At 55.6% G+C, this 25,050-nt stretch carries 8 protein-coding genes; all 8 read right to left on the bottom strand.

Translation table 11 applies throughout. From position 1 onward, the window contains the following. Positions 1–4: 4 nt before the first annotated feature. Entirely contained in the window at positions 5–1,681 is a 1,677-nt protein-coding gene (locus SG35_RS29520) for a TolC family protein (RefSeq protein ID WP_044832359.1), read from the bottom strand. 91 nt (positions 1,682–1,772) lie between these two features. Next, positions 1,773–3,413, bottom strand: coding sequence for an FAD-binding protein (locus tag SG35_RS29515; protein WP_274055524.1), 1,641 nt, complete (start codon positions 3,411–3,413; stop codon positions 1,773–1,775). 64 nt (positions 3,414–3,477) lie between these two features. Beyond that, complete coding sequence (locus tag SG35_RS29510; protein ID WP_044833106.1) at positions 3,478–4,233, bottom strand: thioesterase II family protein; 756 nt, start codon at positions 4,231–4,233, stop codon at positions 3,478–3,480. 100 nt (positions 4,234–4,333) lie between these two features. Further along, on the bottom strand, positions 4,334–5,329 hold the full coding sequence (locus tag SG35_RS29505; protein ID WP_044833074.1) for a hypothetical protein: 996 nt from the start codon (positions 5,327–5,329) through the stop codon (positions 4,334–4,336). An 89-nt stretch (positions 5,330–5,418) separates the two neighbouring features. After that, entirely contained in the window at positions 5,419–13,866 is an 8,448-nt protein-coding gene (locus tag SG35_RS29500) for a non-ribosomal peptide synthetase (protein WP_053043057.1), read from the bottom strand. 112 nt (positions 13,867–13,978) lie between these two features. Continuing rightward, on the bottom strand, positions 13,979–18,523 hold the full coding sequence (locus tag SG35_RS29495) for a type I polyketide synthase (protein ID WP_053043058.1): 4,545 nt from the start codon (positions 18,521–18,523) through the stop codon (positions 13,979–13,981). Beyond that, entirely contained in the window at positions 18,516–23,822 is a 5,307-nt protein-coding gene (locus tag SG35_RS29490) for a non-ribosomal peptide synthetase (protein ID WP_053043059.1), read from the bottom strand. Before SG35_RS29490 ends, SG35_RS29495 begins: the two co-directional genes overlap by 8 nt. A gap of 35 nt (positions 23,823–23,857) precedes the next feature. Next, complete coding sequence (locus tag SG35_RS29485) at positions 23,858–25,048, bottom strand: hypothetical protein (protein ID WP_044833075.1); 1,191 nt, start codon at positions 25,046–25,048, stop codon at positions 23,858–23,860. Positions 25,049–25,050 lie beyond the last annotated feature (2 nt).

Here is a 25,050-nt window from a genome sequence, read left to right as displayed (position 1 = left end):
AAACTTAAGGCAACCTGGTCAGGTCATTGACTTCAACCTGGTGAATATCACCTATTTTCTTAATCATGGTGCCCGTTTGAAAACGGGCATTACCTATGGCATCGGCAACATTTTGTATGGCGGTGACATGATCGGTAAACGACTGCAGCCGCGCCTGTTCAACCGACACCAGGTCATAAACATCTGCCAGGGAAAAAATGTTGTTGCTGACGATGCCGTTTAATGCCGTCTGATAATGCTGACTTTGCTGTTTGGCCGCTTTTAAGGCTACCAGACTGTTATAAAGCGAGGTGATGGCGGAATCGACCGCAATCTCAATGCTGCGCCGGGCATTATTGTATTCGGCGTCTTTTTGCCGCCTTAAATGCCGGGTTTTATCAACCTGGGCCCGGGCTTTGTAATTCCCCAGTTTTTTTTCAAAGGAAAGTTGTACCGTATAGCCGAGATCGCTGCGCCCGTCATTAAAGGAGGAAAAGTCGACATACTCATCTCCTCCCAATCCCAGACCTTCCTGTTTTAAAACAAAGGACAAATCGAGTTTAGATTGCTCATCATTTTTCGAACCGGCATAAATGGCTTTGGCGGCGTCAAGTTGCAATTTGGCCGCTTTGAGATCAAAACGGTTGGCCTCGGCCAGGGCATGCCATCTTTTTGCTATCTTGGCATTATCGAAATAAGCCAGGGTCGTGTTCCAGTCGAGGGGGAAATCATCGGCCAGTTTCGTGATTTTTCTGGCATCGCTGCTCGATACCCCCAATACCTGGGCAAGTTTGCTTCTGGCAACATTGGCCGCTTCTTTCGCTTTACTGATATCTACGCTCAATTCGGTTTTATAACCGTTTAAATAGCTGATATGTTTGCCCGCACCCGCCGCTGAAGCCTGCTCAGAGGCGGAGACATTGGCCAGCCAGAGATCTACCAGCGCCTTCGACTCCCGGGTAAACTTCAACTTGGTTAACGCCGCTTCATAGGCCCAATAGCTGGTAAAGACCTCTTGAATAATCGCCGCCACCTGTTGATTCAAGTCCATCTCGGCGGCCTCGCGCTGATAGCGGAAGTTTTTTTCGTTGGCGGCGGCAATATTATTTTCGCCGCTAAACTTCATCAAAGGCACATTCACCGTCAGTTGGATGGTCGACGGGTGTACCGGGGAATAATCCCCGACTCTTGCCCCGGACCTTAACCCGGTAGCTTCCAGGGCCGGTATCACATCGGCAATATCCGCCGCCGTTTTATCGCTGTCTGATGAATCTAGCTCTATGCTCAACTCGGTATATATGCCGTTTCTAAACACTTTATTGATGCCGGATTTTAACTGCTCATTATTTTGATGATCTGTCATAAAAGTCGAGGCCGTGACCTCTCCCCCCGTTGCCGCCGATACCTGCTGTAATTCCTCGGGATATTCATAACCGCGCACCCGCTCAAAAGCCATGCTGGTGGTAAAGTTAGTATCAAAGGGGTCGGCAGCCGACAATTCATCGGCCCTGGCCAGATCGACCTGAACCGAGGCGGTAACCAGGCTGGAGGAGTTGGCAATAGCAATGCGCAATGACTGCTCCAGCGTCAGGCCTTTGCCTGCCGTCACGCTATCTGGAATTGCCGCCGCCGATGAAAAAGCCAGCATCGATGCTAAGGCGATAACGCCGGTTTTTTGACCTGGTAGTAAATGTTTTTTCATTTCATCCTTCCCTGCTCCTAGACATTGACCGAACCACAGATTATGGTCCCCCGGGTGCCGGCAGCACCGATGGCGTCGCCGGCTATGGCCGCTAACCCAACAGGGTTTGCAAATAAGGGTTATAAAAAAGCCCTTTTGGATCCACCGACTGACGATAAGCTTTAAATGCCGGTACCGGCGCGCCGCGCTCGATGCGCTGCCCTGTGGTATACGAGATAAAACTGGCATTAAAAGGCTGGGTGAAAGACTCTTCATCCGGGTTGGTCGGATCATAAAAGCCATACATTTTGCCGTTATGGGGTAAACCGCCCAGTTCAACCCAGCGACGCTCGACATGGGCAAAAAAGCGTAATAACGCTTCGGTATACTTCAGGCCCGGGGTATTGGCATCTTGTTCCTCGACGAAACAAATCAAATCCAGGTTGATAAACATGGTTTCCGGATCAAGGGCAAAGGTGCCCGATAACGCGGCATCGCAGGCTTTGACAAAGCGAAATTCCATCGGCGCGGCAATATGGAAATTACCGCCTTCGATAACATAGTCGCGTACCACCGCCAAACCTTCCCAGGCTTTAGCCAGACCATCGGCATCAATGCCCGGCAAAGGCACAAAATAAGACATAAAGGCCACCCGGGCGGCATTGTTCAGCCACAGATCCGAATACCTGGCATTTGCCGCATCCACCTGGCTTTGAATATTCTTTATCGCCACCCAGTTGATCAGGGCGGCAGCCGTGTCTGAGCTTGCCTGCTGTGCGGCAATGGCTGCCCACTCCGCTACTTCTTCGCCGACTTGCAAATAGGGGGCGCCAAAAACCCCGTTGCCTGCCAGTTCACAGGCGCTGTCGGGATCTGTGCCGACATTGGGCACTTTTTCATCCGGATCTGTCACCAGATCCCAGTTCAGGGCAAGGAAGCTTGAAGAAAGGATATTGTCGGCATAAGGATTGAAGAAAGACTCAACCCTGTCATGGCTTGTCAGCAAAGCCTGATATCTATCGATAAAGGTTTTGCGTAAATTGCTGGCTCTTACGGGACCGAACAGCTCCCTGCTCGGCTTAAGCGTGGTGGCATAGGGGCGATCGAGCACATTAACCGTCATGGAAGTCACTATGCCAAAAGCCCCCAAAGAAACGCGGATCAACTGCAATAGCGACACATTGTCAAAGCTTGCATCGGCATCGATATACCTGATGGTGCCGTCGGCCTGCATCACCGAGAAGGAAGCAACCGTTTCGGCAAAAATAGACTCCTGCACCGTAGCGCCATGTACATCGACCGCGGTCATACCGCCGATGCTGAAAAAACCACCTGCGGTGACCGTTTTCATGATGAGGTTATTTTTAGTTAAAAAGGCATCGAGATCATCTTCACGTACCCCCGCATTGACCGTCACCTGTTTTTTGGCGACATCGACCACCATATTCTGATCTTTATTGGCTCCCAAATCGACATAGCACGACATATCAACCAGATAGTCTTTGGCTTGAGCGGGAACGTCCCCCCGGTTATCCCGGGTCACCAGAGCGGGCTGGGAATGACGCTGCCCGGAAACACGCAGGGTCGCCCCGTCGATAGCAGCCACCTTGAGCACTATCTCCCTGAGCTCGGCTTCTGTGGTCGGGGTAAAATAAAAATCTTCGCCGTCGGTCGGGGCATTATGGACGATATTGCGGCTCCAGTTTTGCCATTGGGGGGCAGATTGCCCCGGTGCGCTGTTCACTTTTTCCATGATCCGATTTCCTTTAAATTTAATGTAAACATTTACAACTTAAAGTTATTTTTATTTATCGCGCTTAGCTACCCTGAGCTAAGGCGATATCCTGTACAAATCTTGATAAAAACGCTTTATTGGTTTTGCTAAAAAAGTGCCCGCCTTCAAAGCTGTGCAAATCAAAGCCGTCGCCGGCAAATTGCCGCCAGGCCTGCATTTTTACCGGCGGTACTATCTCATCCTGTTCGCCGGCATAGGCAATAATGGGACAAGCCAGGGGCCGTTGCACCACGGGGCAGTCAACCAGGCCGATATCGGCGCGCAAAACCGGCAAAAACATCTGCGCCAGTTCCGGATCGTCAAAGACTTGCTCGGACGCCGCCCCGTAGCGCAAGAGAAACGCCCTGAACTCTTCATCCGGCAGCTGAGCCGCCCCTGCATGCCCCGACTCATTTCCCGGCGAGTTATGCGCCATGGCAACAAACAAATCGGGCCCGGGAGCCCCCAGAGCGGCCAGGCGGTGGGCCAACGAAAAGCCCACTTTGGCGCCTAAGCTGTATCCCGCCAGCACATAGGCGCGATCCAGGTAAGGCAGCAATGCCAAGGCCAGTTCATCGACGAGCCGGTCAAGCTCATGATGGCAGGGTTCATTGAGCCGGGTTTCCCTGCCCGGATACTGCACCGGCACCAGGGCCACCCCTTGCGGCGTTGCCTTACGCCAGGGCAGGTAAAAAGATGCCCCGCCGCCGGCAAACGGCAAACAAAAGACCCGGCGCTGCGCCGATGCATCCCCTAAACCAAAAGGGAACCAAGCTTGTTCCTTATCCGATATTTTCATACCCGCCTGCCTGTTATTGCTGAAAAACCGCCGCCATTTAACCTGTGTTGCCGGGCAAGCTTGCCTGCCCCCGGTTAACCGCAACTCACTGTTACTCTTTTTAAGCGCCCCCGGCCAGCCAATGCATGACGTTGAGGATAAATTGCTGGTTATGCTTGGCCTGGGGGTTGTTAAAGCCCATGGGATAATTATTTTCCCAATTGGCATAACCGACAGACCACATCGAAGCCTCGCCAAAGATCCCCACCCGGCCTTTACCGGATGTCAAGACCACCCCCTGATATAAACCGTCGCCGCCGGAAGATGGCGTGGTCGGTCCCATTTCCTCGGCCACGCTTGGCCAGAGAATATTGGTGCCCTTGCCTAACTGCATCACAGGGGTAAAGGGCACTGCTGGTTTCATACGAAAGGCATGTCCGGTAAAAGTGATCACAAAAGGCACTGCCTCACTGGGTTTATTGCCTTCGGTTATCCGGTTGCCGAATAAGGTTCCTCCCTGCACTATGCCTTCCTGCACCGGCGGATACCGGAAAAAGCGCATCAGATTCATATTGCCGGTGTTAGGGACAAAATCGGGGTAAAAGGCGAAGTTACTTTGCACTTCGACGCCAAAAGCCAGCCCCATATCTGTCACCGCAGAAGGAAACGGCATATGATCTGAAATCAGGAGCAGGGAGCCGCCGTCATCAACCCAGTCTTTCACCGCCTGAATTTCTTCGTTGCTAAAAGCCGAAAGTACCGGCAAAGCCCATTTATCGACATTCGCCTTATTAAGCGCATTGCAAATCACCAAAATATCGGTTTTAGCCAAAGATTCACGGCTGAATTTAGCTGTCCCCGGGCTCGGTACGAAGCCGTCGGCCTTTACCAGCTCGGCAAAGCCCTGAAAACGATCCGCCATGGTTTGATAGTTATGGTGTGCCTGGTCAATCGAGACACGCGGTCCCTTGCCTTGGGGGTAAGTGGGGTTTTCAACCTTAACCACATAATCCCCGACACCGACCGTCGGCGGCAGTGCCTTTTTCTGTGTGACCGCACAAGCCGGCGTAGTGATCACGGTCGCCAGTAGTAAACTTGCTAGTATTTTATTAATCATCGTAAATATATCCCTATTTCGTATTAAAAAAGGTTACCCGTTATTAAAATACAACTATTTTCAAACACTTAAATTTTATACACCTGTATTCAACTGCTGATAAAGTCAGATATTTCCCTGGTTAGCACCTCCGCATTAGGTGAACGCATCATGGTTAAATGGTCGCCGGGCACTTCTGTGACCGTCACCGGCTGCTCAAAATAGCGCTGCCAGCCCAGATCCAAAGAGGTGCGCAGCGTCGCAAACTGCTCGGTGATCAAATGCTCGGGCTGTTGCTCCTTCGAGCGCAGCAGCAATACCCGGGTAGTGGCCGGCAGTTTCGCCGGCGAATAATCAACGCACAGGTTCGCCTTATAGACTTCGATAAAACCCCGTAAAAAGCTGACATTATTTTGCTCAGGCAAAACCCCCCTTGCTATCAGCCTTTGATGCAGCAAGACCAGCTGCGCCTCGTGATCCAGGGAGGCAAACTCCTGTGATGAAATGGCGGCATCAACCTGATAAAGGTGGCTAATGATCTCGGAGACCTGGGCCAGCCATTGCGCCTGCGACCAGTCCTGTCCGGTTGGCTGGAAGAAATGGGGGGCCGGCGTATCGATCAATACCAGCACTTGGGGGGCATGGCCCAGCTTGTTAAGCTGCGCCGCCATATCAAAGGCCACCAGGCCGCCAAAGGAATGTCCGGCAACAAAACGCGGGCATTTATAGCCGTGATGCTGAATTTCATCGAGATAATGCCGGGCCAGATCCTCTACCCGGGTATAGGGCGGCGTTTCTCCGTCCAGCCCCGGCGGCTGCAGGCCGATAAAGGGATGGCTGCCCGTCATTGCCCTTGCCAGCTCATTGAAATAGACAAGATTGCCCCCGGCCCCGGCCGCACAAAAGAACGGCTCCCCTTGGCCCTGGGACTGAACCGGCACCACAGAAGACCAGATCTTGTCATCGACGCCACTGCGTAACAGTTGCGCCTGCGCTTCAACCGTAGAGCCCTGGAATAAGCTCGCCAGCGGCAGCTGGCGGTCAAACTGGCGGGCTATTTTGGCCATCAGGCGCACCGCAATAATCGAGTGTCCGCCCAAATCAAAGAAATTGTCGCGGATGCCGATTGCTTTGACACCGAGCACTTCCTGCCAGATACGCAGTAATTCCAGCTCTAGGGTATCGCGGGCCCCCAGATACTCCGCCGATGTCTGCTCTATCTCAAGCCTGGCCAGCGCCCGCCGGTCGACTTTGCCGTTTTCGGTTAACGGCATCTGCTCGAGGCGCAACAGTAAATCCGGCACCATGTAATCGGGTAACACTTGCCCCAGCGCCTGCTTTAATTGGCTGCGGTCGGTTTCACCGCCGAGGTAATAGCCGATTAGCCGGGTATTTTCACTCTCGGGGCGGTCAAGTACCACGGCGCACATGTCAACCCCGGGCTGTTTGCCAAGCACATGCTCGACTTCGCCGGGCTCTACCCGGAAACCGCGTATTTTAATTTGCTGATCATTGCGCCCCAAATACTCAATACGGCCATCGGGCAAATAACGCCCTAAATCCCCGGTACGGTAGAGGCGCTGCCCCGGCAGGAAAGGATCTTCGATAAAAGCTGCCGCGGTCAGCTCCGGGCGGTTCAGATAAGCGTTTGCCAGGCAGTCACCGCCGATAAAAAGCTCACCGCTCACGCCTACCGGCTGCGGCGACAGACAGCTGTCTAAAATATAAATCCGGGTATTGGCGATCGGCCTGCCGATGGGGATCCTGGCATGTATCAGGTCCCCGGGCGTAACCTGCTGCAGGCTTGACCATACCGTGGCCTCAGTTGGCCCGTAGAGATTCCACAAACTCGCGACATCCGGCAACAGCTGCTGCGCCAACATTGAGGGCAGCGCTTCTCCGCCACACAGGACTTTCAGGCGGCCATCCCCCTGCCAGCCCGATGCCAATAACAAGCGCCAGGTGGCCGGCGTTGCCTGCATCACAGTTACCTGTTCGGCAAGCAGGGTTTGCATCAAAGATGTCCCGTCGCGCACCGTTTCCTCGTCGGCAATCACCAGGGTGGCGCCAACCGTCAGCGGCAGGTAAAGTTCCAGTACGGCAATATCAAAGGCCACCGTGGTCACCGCCAGCAAGGTATCGCTTGCAGTGATGCCGGGCATTTGCGCCATGCTCGATAAAAAGTTCACAGCCCCGTGGTGGCTAACCGCGACCCCCTTGGGTTTGCCGGTTGAGCCCGAGGTATATATCACATAAGCCAGCGCCGGGTTATCCTGTATTTGGGGCGTTTTTGTTTCAGGCTCTTTTGCCTCAGGTATTCTTGCCTCAGGCACGGCGCAGTCTTGCTGCCCGGCATCGGGGCAGAAAACCGGACAGGTCAGGGAAGAAAAAGAAGGCAGCAGGCCGGCTTGGGTCAGCAACAGGCTGACGCCGGCATCTTCAAGCACCTCCCGGATACGGTCACGGGGATATTTAGGATCAAGGGGCACATAGGCACTGCCGGATTTGAGCACCGCCAGCAAAGCCACCAGCATATCCGCAGAGCGGGGAAGGCAGACCGCCGCCAGGGAGCCCTCAGCCAGGCCAAGTGCCCGCAACCGCTGTGCCAGTTGCTGTGAGCGCTGATTGAGTTCTCGGTAGCTCAAACTGTCTGCGCCGCATTTTACCGCCACCGCGTTTGGCGTTTTCCCCGCCTGCTTTTCGAACATGCCCTGGATAGTCAAGGGCCCGTCTATCGGGCGGCGGGTGTGATTCCAGCGCTTAAGCAGGCAGTCTTCTTCCTCCTGGTCCAATATCGCCAGGCGGGCTAATGCCTGTTGGGGAGCGGTTAATATCGACTGCAATAAATTACTGTAATGGCCGGCAAGACGTTTAATGGTGTCACGGTCAAATAAATCGCTATTGTACTCAAAGCAAGCTTCCAGTCCCGTCCCCGACTCACTCACCTCCAAGGTTAAATCATATTTGGAGACCACCTGTGCGCCGGAGATTTCTGACACTTCCAGTCCGGTTAAATCCGGGGTCACCGCGGGGGTATTCTGCATCGAGAACATCACCTGGAATAAAGGCGAATAGCTTAAGTTGCGCCGGGGTTTGAGCTCTTCCACCAGCTGCTCAAATGAGACCTCCTGGTTGGCGTATGCTTCAAGCGCCGCTTCCCGTACCTGCTTTAAAAAACCGTCAAAGGCCTGCTCCCCGGCAACGTCCAAACGCATGACCAGGGTATTGACAAAAAAGCCCACCAGAGGCTCAAGTTCGCTGCGGCTGCGGTTTGCCGTAGGCGAGCCGATGACGATATCCCGCTGCCCGCTATAGCGCATCAATAACACTGCAAAGGCGGCAAGTAAAAACATGTAGAGGGAAACCCCGGACTGTTCCGCGTAGCGTTTGAGCCGCAGAGAAAGCGATCCGTTCAGGGTCAGCTTAAAGATATCCCCGTGGAACTGCTGTACCGCGGGACGGGGCCGGTCTGTCGGCAGCGCCAGCAAAGCAGGTGCACCCGCCAGACGTTTGCGCCAATAAGCTAGCTGATGCCCCAGCTTGCCGCTTTTTAGCTGCTCGTGCTGCCAGGCGGCATAATCGCCATATTGTACCGCCAAAGGCGCCAGCGGCGAGGCCTGCCCGGCGACAAAGGCATCATACAAACGGCTCCACTCGTTCACGATAATGCCCATAGACCAGCCGTCGGAAACGATGTGGTGCATATTGACCAGGACAACATGGTCATCGGCCGCCAACTTCAGCAGGGAGCAGCGAAATAAGGGGCCCGTTGCCAGGTTAAATACCTGCTTTGCATCCGAGGCAATATGCTGCGCCAGTGCCTGCTGCTGCAACTGGCCGACCAGGTGGCTGAGATCCACTGTCGCCATCGCCGGCAGCGCATCGACAAGCCGTACCCGGGGCTCTCCCCTGACGGTTTCAAAATGGCTGCGCAGGGTTTCATGGCGCCGTACTATCGCATCCAGGCTGGCCGCCATGGCATCCGGGGCTAATTCCCCTTTTATCCGCAAGGCCACAGGCATATTGTAGGCAGCGCCGGCCCCTTCGAGCTGATCCAAAAACCACAGCCTTTGCTGTGCAAATGACAGGGGTAAGCTTCCCCCTTTACGCTCAAGCTGCGGGATCGGCAGATTTTCTGTGTTTATGCGGGGGTTATAGCCAAACACTTTGGCCATTTGCAGTGAAGGCTCTCCCAAAAATTCTTGCCGGTAATTTTGCCGCCAACGTTCGGCTATACCGGCATCTATCTGTTGGTGGCTATGAAACTTGACGTCCCCCAACATTTTGGACTCCCGATGGATACCGTCTGTCATGCGCTGTTGCTGCTGCCGGTTATAGATATCCAGCATATCGGCAGAGAAGTTTATGCCGATAAACTGACACAACTGCTTTACGGTTGCCTCCGGCTGCTGCGTCATCTGCTCGAAACTTACGCTTATCTGGCGACGGGCCGGTATATTTGCTAAAAATTGGCCAATATTGCGATGGCTGTGCAGCCAGATCAGTTCCCCTAAACGGCGCACCGGCAATTGGTGGGGATAGCGGAAAAAAATCTGGTCGAGCTTGGCTTCTTCGAAGGAATGGATCATGCCATACGGATGGCGGTGCAAATGGATATAAAGCGGCTCGTCAAAATAGGCCTCTGCCCGCTGCATAATGCCGGGATCCAGGGCATAGGAAGGTGACTTGTCAACCAGGATACGCTGCCCCAGCCAGCCTTGCAATTCGCCGTAAAAAGCTTGCACCGGCATATCCGCACTTTCACGTGAAGCCATGATTTCCCTGGCGCCGTCGGCATCGACATCACATGCCTGCATCACCGCCCGTAATGTCCCTTCAAGCCAAAAGGCATCGCGTCCGGAGCAAACCTTTTTACGCTGGCCCAAGGTATCAAAGCCGAGCAACTCCAGCTCCGGCGGCGAAAACAAATCCGAATGCCCCCCCAGCAAGACCCGCAATAAGGTCGAGCCGGAACGCGGCGGCGAGAGCACGAAAATCGCCCGCGGATTTTTTTTGCCGTTGCCGGGCAATTTGCCTGAAACCGGGTAGCTGGGGGTCGGCGGGATCAGGGCTCGAAAATCGGTAAGGCTCTGTTCGTCAATAAAGGCATCGTCTAGCTGCCTGATCTCAGCCTCTCCCATTCTCGCCATGGCTTCGGGGTAATGGCGGCGTAAATAGTCAATCAGCAAACGTATGGTCGGCGCCTCAAATAAGGCCACGACATAAACCACGCTTTCGATACGCTGCTGGATCTTGTTGGCTAAAATCGCGCCGCGAATCGAGTCACCGCCAAGCTCAAAAAAATTATCATCCAGGCCGATGCGCTCAATATCAAGCACCTGACACCAAAGCGTGGCCAGCAACTTTTCCAGTGCCGTCTGTGGCGGCGCAGATAAGGGAACGCCGGTATTTATCCCGCTGCGGTTTTCCAGAAACAGGCTGTCGAGTTTTTTTCGGTCCAGCTTGCCGTTGGCGGTTAAAGGTAAGCTGGGCAACACCAGGACCGCCGCCGGGATCATATACTCCGGCAGCCGTGATAACAGCTCTTTTCGCAATAACGCCGGCAAAGCGGTGTCCCGGTTGTTATCAGAGACGGCATAAGCCACCAGGCGCGCACCGCCGGCCTCTTGCCGACTTAACACCACTGCCTCCCTGACCTGGGGCAATTTGCCCAGGCAGCGCTCGATTTCTCCCAGTTCGATGCGAAAACCGCGCACTTTAACCTGATGATCGATTCTGCCCAAATACTCCAGGGAGCCGTCGGCGCGCCAGCGCGCCAGATCACCGCTGCGGTATAAACGCTGCTTAGCCTCCTGGCCGGTAAAGGCATCGGAAATAAAGCGTTCGGCGGTCAGCTCCGGCAGGTTCAGATAACCTCTGGCCACACCGCCGCCGCCGATAAGCATCTCACCCGGTACGCCAAGGGGCACCAGCTGATCGTTGCCGTCGACCAGGGTAAGGGAAAGGTCCGGCAGCGGCCTGCCGATAACGCTGGTGCCGGTGTCGATATCCTCTTGCCTGAGGCGGTAATAGCTAACATGTACCGTGGTTTCGGTAATACCGTACATATTGATCAACTCGGGTGCGTCCAGGCCATAACGCTCAACCCAGGCAGATAAGCTGCGCGGATCAAGCGCTTCGCCGCCAAAAATAACCCATTTCAGGGGCAAAGGTTCGCGGGATGCCTGCAGGCGGCAATCGGCGTCGATAAGCTGCCTGAACGCAGATGGCGTCTGATTTAACACCGTCACCCCGTTTTGCCGTAAAAATGGCTGAAACTGCTCCGACGAGCGGGCAATGTCCAGCGGCACCACCACCGCCTGGCCGCCGTATAACAGGGCGCCCCAGAGCTCCCAAACCGAAAAGTCAAAGGCGTAAGAGTGAAACAAGCTCCAGGTATCGTCGGCGCCAAAACCAAACAGGGACTCGCTGGCGCTGAACAGGCGTATGACATTGCGATGGCTCACCTCGACCCCTTTAGGCCGCCCGGTTGAACCTGAGGTATAAATCACATAAGCGACATCTTCTGCAGCCGCCGTTATCCCGGGCTCGGCTGTGCTTTCCTGCGCTAAAGACGGGTCTGCCAGATCTAGCATAGTCACCGACAATGACGGCTCCGAGCGGTAGGTGACAAGCAGGCGTATGCCGCTGTCCTGCGCCATATAAGCCAAGCGCTCTTGGGGATAAGCGGGATCGAGCGGAATATAAGCCGCGCCGGCCTTTAAGATCCCGACAATGCCAATGATAAGTTCAAGGGAGCGCTGGCTGCACAAGCCGACAAAATCCCCCCGGACCACGCCCATTTTTTGCAAGCGCCGGGTCAGCTGATTGGCCCTTTCATTTAGCTCGCGGTAGGTTAAGCCGGTGTCGCCAAAGCGCAGTGCTACAGCTCCAGGGCTGGCTGCGGCTTGCCGGGTAAACGCCTGTGCCAGCGTGTTATCCGCCGCCGCCCGGTACTGGCCACCGCGCCAATCCCTAAGCTGTGCCAGCTCGGGCGGGGTCAGCATCGCCAGGGTGGCAATCTTCTCCTGCGGCGTAGTCAAAAGCCCCTGCAATAACAGCCTGAAGTGGCCGAGCATACGTTCTATACTCGCCCGTTCAAATAAATCTGTGTTGTAGCGGAAAAACCCCTGGATATCGTTCTCGCTCTCTTCTAAAGACAGCACCAGATCAAAGGGCGAGTGCAGCGACTGGGTCGGCCGGCTGCTGATACTCAAGCCATCGAGTTCGACATTTCCCATGGGGGCATTTTGTAAGGCGAATAATACCTGAAATAGCGGCGTATGCTCCGGGTTACGCTCCAGATCCAGCGCCTGCAATACCTGATCAAACGGCATTTCGCTGTGCTCATAGCCTTGCAGTGCTGTTTTGCGTACTCTGGCCAATAAGCTATGAAAACTCGGGTTGGCGCTCAAATCTATCCGCAATGCCAGGGTGTTCAAAAATAACCCCACCAGGGCTTCGCTCTGGCTATGGGGACGCACTGCAATCGGCGAGCCGATCACCATATCCTGTTCGCCGGTATAACGGTAAAGCAAGACCGCGAAAGCCGACAGTAACGCCATAAAGGGGGTCACACCGCTATCGCTGCAAAGCCTGGCCAGTTGCCCGGCGCTGTCGCTGCCCAATTGAAAATAGACGGCGCTGCCCTGGTTATTGCGTACTTTAGGGCGGGGATGATCTGTTGCCAGCGGCAAAAAGTCCGGCGCATCCTTAAGTTGGGCCAGCCAGTAATCCCTGTGACGTGCCAGGCGCTGCCCCGTCATGCGCTTACGTTCCCAGACGGCATAGTCGGCATATTGGACGGGCAACGGCGCCAAGGTCTTGTCGATGGCCTCACCGGCAATACGGGCCCGGTAAAGCTGTGACAATTCGTCGACCAAAATTCCCATCGACCAGCCGTCGCCGATAATATGATGCATGGTCAGCATAAAAATATGCTCGTTTTCAGCCAGTTTTAACACTAAAGCACGCATCAGGATATCGCCGTGTTGCAAGTCAAACGGCTGCAACGCCTGTTCGCGGATCACCTGATCGATGCGTTGCTCTTTTTCCGCCGGGGTTAAGGCCGTCAGATCCGATAGCGGCAAGGCAAGTTCGGCCTCCGGCAATACCCGCTGAACCGGTACATCCTCTTCGATACGAAAGGCGCTGCGCAACACTTCATGACGCTGTACCACCTCATTGAGCGCCTGCTGCAGGGCCAAAATATTGAGTTTTCCCTCAAAGCGCAGCACCACGGGCGGCATCACAAAGGTGGCGGAGTTTCCCTGGTCGAGCTGGTCGAGAAACCAAAAGCGTTGCTGTGCAAAAGACAGCGGCAACCCTTTACCCCTGGGCTGACGGGGGATCGCCACTTCTTCCCAGATCTGCTGCCGGTCTGCACTGCGCTGCTCAAGCAAACGAATCAAATCCGCCTTATGATCGCTCAGGCGTTTCAACAGCAAGGGCTGCAACGCCCCCTTAGGGGCACTGTAACGTAGCTTGCCATCATCCAGGCTTAACCTGATATCCAGCATTTCCAACTCAGACAGCAAGGAGGCTGCATCCGTATCCATAAAAACAATCCCTTAATAATCAGAAGTATATTCCGTCACTGCCCCGCTAATTTTCTTCGGGGCCCCCACTTCAGTGCCGTTATGCTCTTTTGTTAAAATAAAAACATTACCCTTATAACACCCCTTCCTCGCGCTCGGCTTCCGCTTCCCGGCTATCCTGCTGTACCTGGATAATCATGCCGGCAATGTCGGCAATCGTCGGCCGCTCAAACAATAACGTCAGAGACAGCTCTTGGCGGAAAATTTTCCGGATCTGTGCCAGCAATTGCGTCATTAACAACGAATTGCCCCCCAGCTCGAAGAAGCTGTCATCGGCGCCTATGCCGCTGATGCCTAACAAACTCTCCCATAACTGGGCAATTTGCAGTTCAACCTCTCCCGAAGGCGCAATATATTCCCCCAACATCGCGGGGCGGGCATGCGCCGCCGCAGCCTTAGCAACCGGCGGCAAGGTTTCTTTCGGGGCGACCCACTGCTGCATGCGGTATTTCAGATCGCCGCAGGAGATCACCAGGCGGTCTCTGTGCGGCGCCAGCAAGATACGCTCAAAAATATCGAGCCCTTCTGCCGGAGACATGCTCAATTCGGCAACAGCAGCCCCCGCCTGGCTGGTGTCTAACTCATCGTCAAAGCGCCACCCTTCCCAATTCACGCTGATCCAGCGGGTCTCATGCGTCTGGTTGTGGGCGATGACGAAACTATCCAGGCAGGCATTGGCACCGGCATAGGCAGCAAAGCCCAGGCCGCCCAAGACCGAGGAGAGGGAGGAGCATAAAATACAAAAATCAAGCGGACGGTCAGCCAGTACCTGCTCGAGCACGCGTACCCCCTGCAGCTTAGGGGTAAACTGCCTGATGCAAAACTCACGCGAGCTTTCCCCCACGGTAGCAAAAGACTCCTGGCCAACCAGCCCGGCTGCGTGGATCACGCCGTGGATCCGGGCAAAGCGTTGCTCCACTTCATCCACCAATGCCTTCATGGCCGGTTCGTCGCTGCAATCGGCATGGGCGACCTGTACGCTTGCTCCCAGGGCCTCGAGCATTTTTACTTTGTGTAAACGCTGGCTGTCGGCGGCTAAGTCGGGTCGGCGCGTCGTCAGCACCAAATGGACCCCGGCCGTTTGCCGGGCGATACCTTCCGCCAGTGCCAGACCTATATTGCCCAGGCCGCCGGTGATCAAATAAACCCCCTTGTCCCGGAAAATTTTCTTTGCTTCCCGCTTAGCTTCCGGCAGAGATACGGCTTTATCGGGCTCAAATGTCTCCGCCCAGCGCTGTCCGGCCCTTAAGGCGACAATCCGCTCCCGGGCGGTGAATTCGGCCAGTAGATCATCGAGCAAACGCGCACGTTGCCATGCCAACTCAGGCATTTGCACATCTATCATACGGCACTGCAGGTTCGGATATTCCTGGGGCAGGACCAGTAACGGGCCGAGCACAGCGGCATTGGCTGGGGTTATTTCTGTGCCGCCTATCGACAAACTCTTATCCGTCAATAACGTCAGCTTGACGATATCTGAAAAAACGCGGCGGCCCAGCGACTGCCCCAGTGCCAGCAAAGGATAAAAGCCCGCTTCGAGCGAACTGCTGTCATCCCTTTGCTGCTGATCGAGCAGGCCTAAATAAACAAGATGATCAAATGACAGCTCTTCGCCCCCCGTTACCGCAAAGACCGCATCCCAGTCGGCAGCCGTTGCCAGGCTGGCGGGCGAATAACAGACAACCTCAACACCGGCAGCGCGCAAACGCTCAACCAGGGGGCCGGCTAAACCGCCGGGGTCGCCGATCACCAGCCATTGCCCGCCAAGATCAGCCGGGGCCGGCCGGGCAAGTTCATGCCAGCAGGGCCGATAAAACCAGCTCGCCGGATCTGCCTGTTTACCTTCTGTTTCTCCCCCGTCGGCTAACGGCTCAAACGGCTGCGCATCCAGCCAGTAACGCTTATGCTCAAATGCATATCCGGGCAAGGCAATACGCCGGCGCTCCTGGTTGCGGTAAAATGCCGGCCAGCGGATATCCAGCCCCGCCACCCATAAGCGGGCAAGGGCCGACTGAAAATAAAACGAATCCGCCGATGCCAGCTCCTGTGCGGCGGCGTAGCGGGGATCGGCTAAACTCGGGATGATCTGCGCCCCCGCCGGACGGTCCTGCTGCAACAGGGCAAAGCCGGTCATGCTCTGCCCGGGTCCGAGCTCAAGCAAGATACAGTCGGCAAGTGAAAACAGCCGCTGAAAACCTTTGCTCAGTTCAACGGTGTTAACGGCTAAACGCAGATAATGCTCGGGATCTGTTGCCTGTTCAGGTTGAATCCAGTCCCCGGTAACACAGGAGACAAAAGGCATTTTAGGCGCGCTGAACTTAACTTGTTGCAACCGGGCGCGGTAAGGCGCAACCAAGGGCTGCATAAATTCAGTATGAAAGGGCAGGCCCAGCGGAATGTCAACATAAGAGATCTCGCGTTGTGCCAGCTCTGCCTTCAAAGCGACAACCGCTTGGGGACGCCCGCCAACCACGCATTGCTTGGGAGCACAAACCATAGCAAGGGCAAGTCCGTCGCCTAGCAGGGGCTGCAACTCGCTCTCTGGCAGAGAAACCGACACTAATGCCCCCGGCTCGACCAGGGAAAACAGCTCGGCGCAGCTGATGGCCAGCATCAATGCATCTTCCAGGCTGATCACTTCGGCCAGACAGGCACAGACATACTCCCCCAGGCTGGAGCCCATCATGGCCCGGGGTTGTATTCCCAATGCCAGTAAGCTGCGTGCCAGGGCATATTCAGTCACGAATATAGGCAAGGGATCGAGGGAAAACTCCGGTTCGTCCGCCTGCCTGTGCCCGGCAAATAAACGTGACAGTAAATCTATGCCATGCTCGCGCCGGACAATTTCATCGCACAGGTCAATGTGCTGTTTAAATAAAGGTTCGTCCCGGTAAAGGGACTCGGCCATGCCGGGATATTGTGCATCCTGCCCCGGAAACATAAAGGCGACAGCCGGTGCCTGCTCCCCTGCTTCGCCGCAAAAAACCTGCGGTGCGGATGAAGCATTGAGTTTATCGGCGCCATCGCCGCAACTGCTGCTTATCACCGCCTGGCGCTGCTTAAAAGCACAGCGTCCCGTCTGCAGGGTATAGGCGATATCCGCCAGTGAAGTGTTGTCCTGGCTGACCAGGTAATTTGCCAGGCGATGACGGTTTTGCTGCAATGAAGCCTGTGTTTTTGCCGACAGGGTGAGCATCTGCCAGGGACGCCCGGGGGTCGGCGCCGGTGCAGCGGGAGCCTCTTCGACAATGACATGGGCATTGGTGCCGCCAATGCCAAAAGAGCTGACCCCACCCCGCCTCGGCGCCCCCTTAAGGCGCGGCCAGTCCCGCAGCGCGGCATTGACGTAAAAAGGACTGGTGTCCAGATGAAGCTTGGGATTGGCCCGGGTAAAGTGCAGCGAGGGCGGGATCTGGCCATGCTTTAAGCCCAGCACGGTTTTAATTAACCCCGTTGTTCCCGCGGCGGTGTCTAAATGCCCGACATTGGTTTTTACCGAACCTAAACCGCATACCTGCTTGCCTGTGATCCCCGCCTCACGGAAGGCTTCGATTAATGCGGTAATTTCAACCTGATCCCCCAGGTCTGTGCCGGTACCGTGTGTTTCAACATACCCTAAGGTATCGGCACCGATCTCGGCCATTTCCTGCGCCTCGCGGATCACCGCCGATTGTCCTTCGACACTCGGCGCGGTATAGCCGACTTTATGCCCGCCATCGTTATTAACCGCAAAACCGCGCACCACACCATAAATGGTATCCTTAGCCTTTATGGCATCATCGAGACGTTTTAGCACCACCACGGCCACGCCGTTGCCGTCCAGTGTCCCCTGGGCCTGCTCATCAAAAGCCCGGCAATGGCCGTCGGATGACAAGGTGCCGCCGGGGTGATACCAGTAGCCCTGATCCTGGGGCAGGTGAATCGAACAGCCCCCGGCTAACATCATATCGCTTTGATAAGACAACAGGCTTTGACAGGCCATGGCAACCGATACCAGGGAGGTGGAGCAGGCGGTACTCACGTTCATGGCCGCCCCGCATAAATTCAGTTTGTAGGCAACCCGGGTGGCGGCAAAATCCTTATCATTGCCAAGGGTAAGCTGCCAGCCTCCCAGGGCTTCTATGATATCTTTGCGCCCCGCCAGGTTATGCAGTAAATAATTGTTGAGGCCGACCCCCGCCATCATGCCTACAGAGCCGGCATCGCTAAAACTTTGGCTGTTGGGACCATAACCGGCATGCTCTAAGGCTTGCCAGCTGCATTCGAGCAGCTGGCGGTGCTGGGGATCTAAAACTTCGGCTTCCCTGGGCAGAATGTCAAAGAAGTCATTATCAAACTGGTCCGCCCCTTTTAATAAACCAAAGGCTTTGACAAAATCCGGGTCGGACAAGGCCGCCTCCGGGACACCGGCTGCGCGCAGCTGATCGTCGTTAAAAAAGCTTATCGATTCCACACCATCGCGCAGGTTCTGCCAGAATTGCTCCAGGCTGTCGGCGCCGGGTACGCGCAGGGCCATGCCGACGATGGCGACCGCTTCGAGTTCGTCGGAAAATGTCTTATCGCCTGACTGCTCATCCCCAAGAGGATGGCTGGCATTTGCATCGGATGTATTAAGCACATTGACTCCTTTTTTTCTTCTTTTTAAAAGCCTGGCGCTGACGGCTTGCGCGTTGTTGAATCTCTTGAGTTTGCCCCCTGCCCTTGTCCGGCGCCTGCGTCATAAAACGCGCCTGCGCCGCGATCGTGGGTAAACGCAGGATATCGACCGGCAGCAAAGGTTTGCCGAATGTCGCCTGTAAACGGTCACGCAAGGGGATCACCAGTAACGAATGCCCCCCGAGCTCAAAGAAACTGTCGTTGATACCCGGCTGCTCTATGTTCAGCAGCTCGCACCATAAAGCGGCAATTTTCTTTTCCGCTTCGTTCCCCGGGTGGGCAAAAGCCGGGGTCAGCTGCGCACGTAACGTATCCGGCGGCGGCAATGCCGTGCGGTCGACCTTGCCATGCGCAGTCAGGGGCAAGGCATCAAGCAAGACAAAGGCGCCGGGCAACATATGGGCGGGCAGAGCATCGGCTAAAGCCATGCGTAAAACCTGTTCATCAAAAGTATCGGCATTCTCGGCGACAATATAGGCAATCAGGCGCACATCCTGCCTGCTGTGCTGTTTGGCGATCACTACCGCCTCGCGTATTTGCGCCTGGCGGGTCAAACCCGTTTCAATCTCTGCCAGCTCTATTCTGAAACCGCGCACTTTTACCTGGTTATCGCAGCGTCCCAGATAAACCAGGTTGCCGTCGGGCAAATAACGCACGATATCACCGGTGCGGTAAAGTCGCTTGTCCGCCATGGCCGGCAGCAAGTCTTTTAAACCGGTTTGCGCCAGGGTCAAAAAGCGCTCTGCGCTTAGCTCGGGGCGGTTGTGATAGCCCAGGGCAACGCCGTCGCCGCCGATATACAGTTCGCCCTTGACGCCAACGGGCACCGGCTGTCGGTTTTGATCCAGGACGTACAACTGGGTATTGGCAATAGGCCGGCCGATCGGCACTGTCCCTGCACTATTGCCGGAAACACGGTCGCCGTCGGCCTGGTAAATGCAGCAGCCAACCACGGTTTCGGTCGGGCCATATTCATTTACCAGACGCGTTTGCGGGGCATATTGGTGCCAGTTGCCAAGCTGGCTTTCAAGCAGGGCTTCCCCCCCCAATACCAGGCACCGGGTTTGCTGTGCCAGGGACTGTCCCTCCACCATGGCATTGACCAGGTCAAGGTGCGCCGGGGTCAGTTTGACAAAGCTCCAGCAGGTCTCTGAGGTTAGCGCTGTGCAGATATGATCGATTTCCTGGCCGCCCTCGCTCAGCAGCACCAACTCGCGTCCGCTTAATAACGGCAAAAACAAACTGGTCAGGGTGGCGTCAAAACTGATCGATGAATGCAGCGGCGCACCGTCCCCCTGCGCCGCCTGATAGTATTGCCCCGCCCAGGCCAGATAATTCACCAGGCTGCGCTGTGCAATCAAAGTGCCTTTAGGTTGCCCGGTCGAGCCTGAGGTATAGATCAAATAGGCCAGATTTTCCGGGCTCAGGGAAATATCCGGGTTATTGTCGCTATTGCCGGCAAAAAGCGCCTGCTGCGTATCCAGGCACAAGGTCTCCAGGCCGGTCAAACCGTCAAAGCGCGCCACAAGGGAGTGCTGCGTCAATAACAGCGCTACCCCGGCGTCTTCGAGCATAAAGGTCAAGCGCTGTGTCGGGTATGCGGGATCGAGGGGCAGGTAGGCCCCGCCCGCCTTCATCACCGCCAGCAAACTCACCACCAGCTCAGCCGAGCGCTCAAGGCATACCGCGACCACCACATTAGGACCAACCCCCTGGTTTTTCAGCCAGAGCACCAGGCGGTTGGCCCGGCGGTTTAACTCGGTATAACTGATTTGAGTTTCGCCTTCTTTTAATGCAATGGCCTCAGGCGTATCGGCAACCCGGGCTTCAAACAACTGGCTGAGACATAAGTTATCGGGATAATCAGCGGCGGTATCGTTCCAGTCTACCAGGAGCTGTTGACGCGCAGCCTGGTCCAGCAAGGGGATTTTTTCCAGCGCTTGGCCAGGATCATCGACAATACTCTCGAATAAGGCAAACAAGCCGGCCACATAAGCGGCTATGCTGGCCTCATCAAACAAATCCCGACTGAAGTCGCACTCAAGCACCATCTCATCGTCAACTTCCGTCAGGTTAAGGGTGAGCGCAAAAGCGGTATAGTGAAGGGACTGCGACAGCCATTTTACCTGCATGCCAGCCATTTCCGGCGCCTGGCCGGGGCGATCTAAATTAAACACGGCGGAAATCAGGCTGCCGCGCCGGCCTTTCAAAGCTGGTTCATCAAGCAGCCGGGCAAACGGGTAATCCTGATTTTCATAACCCGCCAGCAGGGTATCGCGCATCACCTGCAAATAATCGCTAAAGGACTGCTGCCATTGCACCCGGCTGCGCACCGGAATCAAATGCGTCGCATAAGCAACTAACTGCTCTCCTTCCGGTAAACTGCGCCCGGCAACGGGAATACCGATCAGGACATCATCCTGCTGGCATAAACGGTGTAACCACAGGGCATAGGCACAAAACAGGGTCATAAAATCGGTGCAGCCCGCGGTACGGCTTAATGTGCGGATCTTCGCCAGAAGCGGCGCCGCGATAAGCTGACGATAACGTCCGCCGCGATAGCTTTTTGTTACCGGCTCGGGTCTGTCGACGGGCAGATCCAGCACCGGCAGTTCACCCGCCAACTGCTCCAGCCAATAGGCTTTTTGCTTTTCAAATGAAGCATTTTGCTGCCAGTGCAGATAATCCCCCAGCGGCAATGGCCGGGGCAGCTTATGATCCTGTGCCTGCAAGGCTGCGCTGTAAATCGTTGCCAGCTCACGGACAATCAGGTTAACCGATAGACCGTCGGTCACTATGTGGTGCGCTTTGATCAGCAAACGGTGTTCGGTCTGAGCCAAACAGAACAAATGCACCTCAAACAGCGGTCCGCGGGACAAATCAAAAGCCTGGTCGGCATGCCCGGCCAGCAACTGTTCCAGGGCTGACTCCGGGTCAGGATGGCCGCTTAAATCGGTAGATGTCATACCCGCAGCGGTTAATTGCTCCAGCGGCATGATCTGCAGCTGATCGTCGACAATCCGGGCTCTTAATGCCTGGTGGCGGCGCATCACCTCGCGCACCGCAAGTTGCAATACCGCAGGCTGTAACTGCCCTTGCAGCTGCAGCAGCGGACTGACATGGTAAGCTTTAGAGCCTTCGGGCAGGATCCGGGCCAAGGTCAGCAATTGCTGCTGCGCCTGGCTTAGCGCCATAGGGGCTGGTAAATCAGTATCCCTGTCCGGCGGGTTAATAAAACCGCCGTGCTGCAATGCCGCCACGCTCTCTTTTACCGCTTGAATAATCTTTGCGATATCTTCAGCCGTGTGCGCCGTAGATAAGAAATAGTTGCGCCATTCCCAGATAAAAATGCCTTTTTCCATCATGTGATAGAACAGGAGTTCAAAGTTACCCGAGAAAGAAAAACGGAATAATGAGCCAAAATAAATGACCCGCATCGGCACACTTTGCTCGTCAAAAAAGTTGTTCAGCTCGCCGGCCAGGTATTGCGTGCGGGCATTCAACTGCTGCTGAAGTGCCGGCCCCTGCTGCTTGAGGTAACGTAAGGTTGCCAGCGTAGTGATCATGGTTGTCGGGTGCTGGCAGAAAGTGCCGCCGAAGATGGTACGGTCTGCAGCCGGGTAGGAATTATCGCCGTACTGCCAGGCACCGCCGTCGATGGCATCCATAAAACGCGCCGCTCCTGCCACCATGCCAACGGGCATGCCGCCCGCCAGGACCTTGCCGTAAGTTGCAATATCCGCTTTAACGCCGAACCAGGCCTGCGCGCCTCCCTGGTGGATGCGAAAACCTGTGATCATTTCATCAAACACCAGCAAACTGGCGGACTGCTCGGTGATGCTGCGTAACTGGTGCAAAAATTCCCGCGGCTGCAGGTCCGGGCGGCGGCTTTGCACCGGCTCAACCATAACCGCAGCGATCTGCCCGCCATGTGCGCGAATAAAGTCCAATGCGCTGTCGCTGCCATATTCGAGTATCCAGATGTCATCAACGGCTGCCTGGGGGATCCCCGGCGCTACCGGTACTGTGGTCAAGGTTTCTTCCTGCCAGACGGGTCGCCCCATCACATTATCGGCATGGCCATGATAGGCGTTTTCAAACATGACTATTTTACTGCGTCCGGTCGCGGCGCGCGCTAAGCGCATGGCAACCATTACGGCTTCCGTGCCGCTATTGGTAAAAGTCGCCCTTTCCATACCCGTCAACTCACATGCCAGCGCCGCCGCTTCGCCGGCATGGGCTGAGCGGGGGCCGAGCAGGCAGGGATCGTTTTCGGGATCCGCCAGTGCCTGTTCGATAAACTCCGGATGGTGGCCAAAAAGTGTTACCCCCTGCCCCATGGTAATGTCGATATATTCATTACCATCGACATCCCATAAATGTGCCCCTTGTCCCCGCTTGCCCACGACAGGATATAACATCTCTTTGGTGGTAAAGCGAAAGCCCACCGAAGCCCGGCTGTCCGCCAGGGCCTGACGGTCTCTGGCCGCGAGCTTTTTAGATTCCCGGGTTTTACTTGTATAAGCGCCGATCAGGCTTTCCAGGTGTTTGCTTTGCTGCTCGGTCAGGCCTCTGGCGCGTGTTTCCAGCGGCGACAGCATGCGGTGCATTACGGCCGACGAGCTGTTTTTGTCGGCACTTTGCCCAAGCTCAGCTGTCACTTTATCTGCCGTCTTATCTGCGGTGCGGGGCTGTTTTACCTGTGCAGTGACGCCCGGTGCCTCTGCGGGGGAAACCTGCTCCCCGCCATCAAGTTCAGCTAACAGGGCCAGCTGCCTGGCGACTAGGCGGTTGATGGTCCGGGAAGCTGTTTCCAGCTGGCGGGTAAAAATCACCTGCAGCTCTTCTTCACCTGCTGCCGCTATCATAGGCAGCACAGCTGCGTCCCTGGCTGTTGCCCCCGGCGCGACACTGTCCCCTGCCCGGTTAGCTTCAATCCTGGCTGCAGGCACCTCCCCGGATGGATCGCCAGTTGTATCGTCAACCGCCTGGCGGCAATTTTCGACAATATGGTCCACCAAAGCCGCCGCATGGGTCAGCTCTTGAAAAAATTGTGGAATTGTAATCGTCAGCCCGTAACGGGATTCCACCGCGCGCTGCACTTCCATCAGCGCCAGCGAATTGGCCCCCATTTCCAAAAACGGGATGTGCATATCGGCCTGCGTCGGCGCAGACGGCAAAACCTTCGCCATAAAATCACGCAACATTTGTTCAACATCGGCACGACTGACAGCTTGTGTTACCTTTTGCGGGACACTCATTTATCTCTCCAGAAATAACAATGACCAAGTCAAAATTAATCGACCGCCTCAAGCGCGGGTTGATGCCACACTTGCTCCAAGTTCAGATCAAGTCGGGCGGCCAGTCCGCTATGACACCCGGTATCGGTCTCAAACGGCGCCAGATACAAATGCTGCTGATGGATCGCGCCGCCGATAAAGCCCCTACAACCAGGATCCGCCAGGGCCAGATCACAAACCGACCAGCTGCCCGGGTCATCAAAAGCCCCGGATAACTTATAACGGGCAAGCTGGCCATGATATTGTCCCAGTGCCCGGCAGTGGGGCAGCAGGTACAAATAGTCCTGATCGCACAGAGCGCCAAAAAAGCCGCGGCTGCCCGGCTCCACCCGGGCGCAGTCAAATACCGTCCAGGCCGCCAGGTCCTGTACATTCATGGCGGTATTAAAACGCAGGACATTGCCGTGCCTTTGCTCGTTATTGCGGTAAGGGGCAAAATACAGCATACCCTTATGGTATACCGCCCCTATATATCCCCGGCACTGCTCCCCCAGTGCGGCCATATCAAACGCTTGCCAGGCGCCGGGATGCTCAAACGCCTGACTGAGGTCATAGCACAGCAGCATGCTGCTGTGCTTGCCGCCGTCGCGCAGGTAGGGGATAAAATAAACATAGTTGCCGTCGCTTACCGCCGAATGAAACCCCCGGCTGTCGGCATGAACCTGTGCGGTATCAAAGACCTGCCAGGAACCGGGGTAGCTAAAGCCGGCCTGGGTATCGTAACGGGTCACCTGCCCGTGATGGGTGCTGTGATCTAACTGGTAGGGGGACAAGTAGATATAACGGCCATCAAAGCAGCCGCTGACAAAACCCCGGCTGTTGGGGTGTATGGCCGTAGAATCGAATACCCGCCAGCTGTCTCGCTCATCAAAGGGTTTTTGGGTATCGTAACGGGTGATCTGGCCGTGATGTTGGTCATTGCAAAAAGGGATCAGGTAAAGATAACGCCCGTCAAACAAACCGTCGATAAACCCCCGGCTGCTGCTATCGAGCTGTGTGCTGTCAAAGGTATCCCAGGAGGCCGTTTCATCAAAGGGTTTAGCGATATCAAAACGGGCCACGGTGCCGAAAAAATCGCCGTTATTTAGCGGAATAAAATAAAAATAGCGGCCATCGGACACCACGCCGGAATAGCCCTTGATGCCCGGCTGCAAATGGGTCATATCGAATAAAGTTACACCGTCCATAG

The sequence above is a fragment of the Thalassomonas actiniarum genome (genome assembly GCF_000948975.2).
Classification (GTDB): Bacteria; Pseudomonadota; Gammaproteobacteria; order Enterobacterales; family Alteromonadaceae; genus Thalassomonas; species Thalassomonas actiniarum.
Note: the sequence above shows the minus strand (reverse complement) of the source record. Positions and strands in the feature narration are given on the sequence as shown.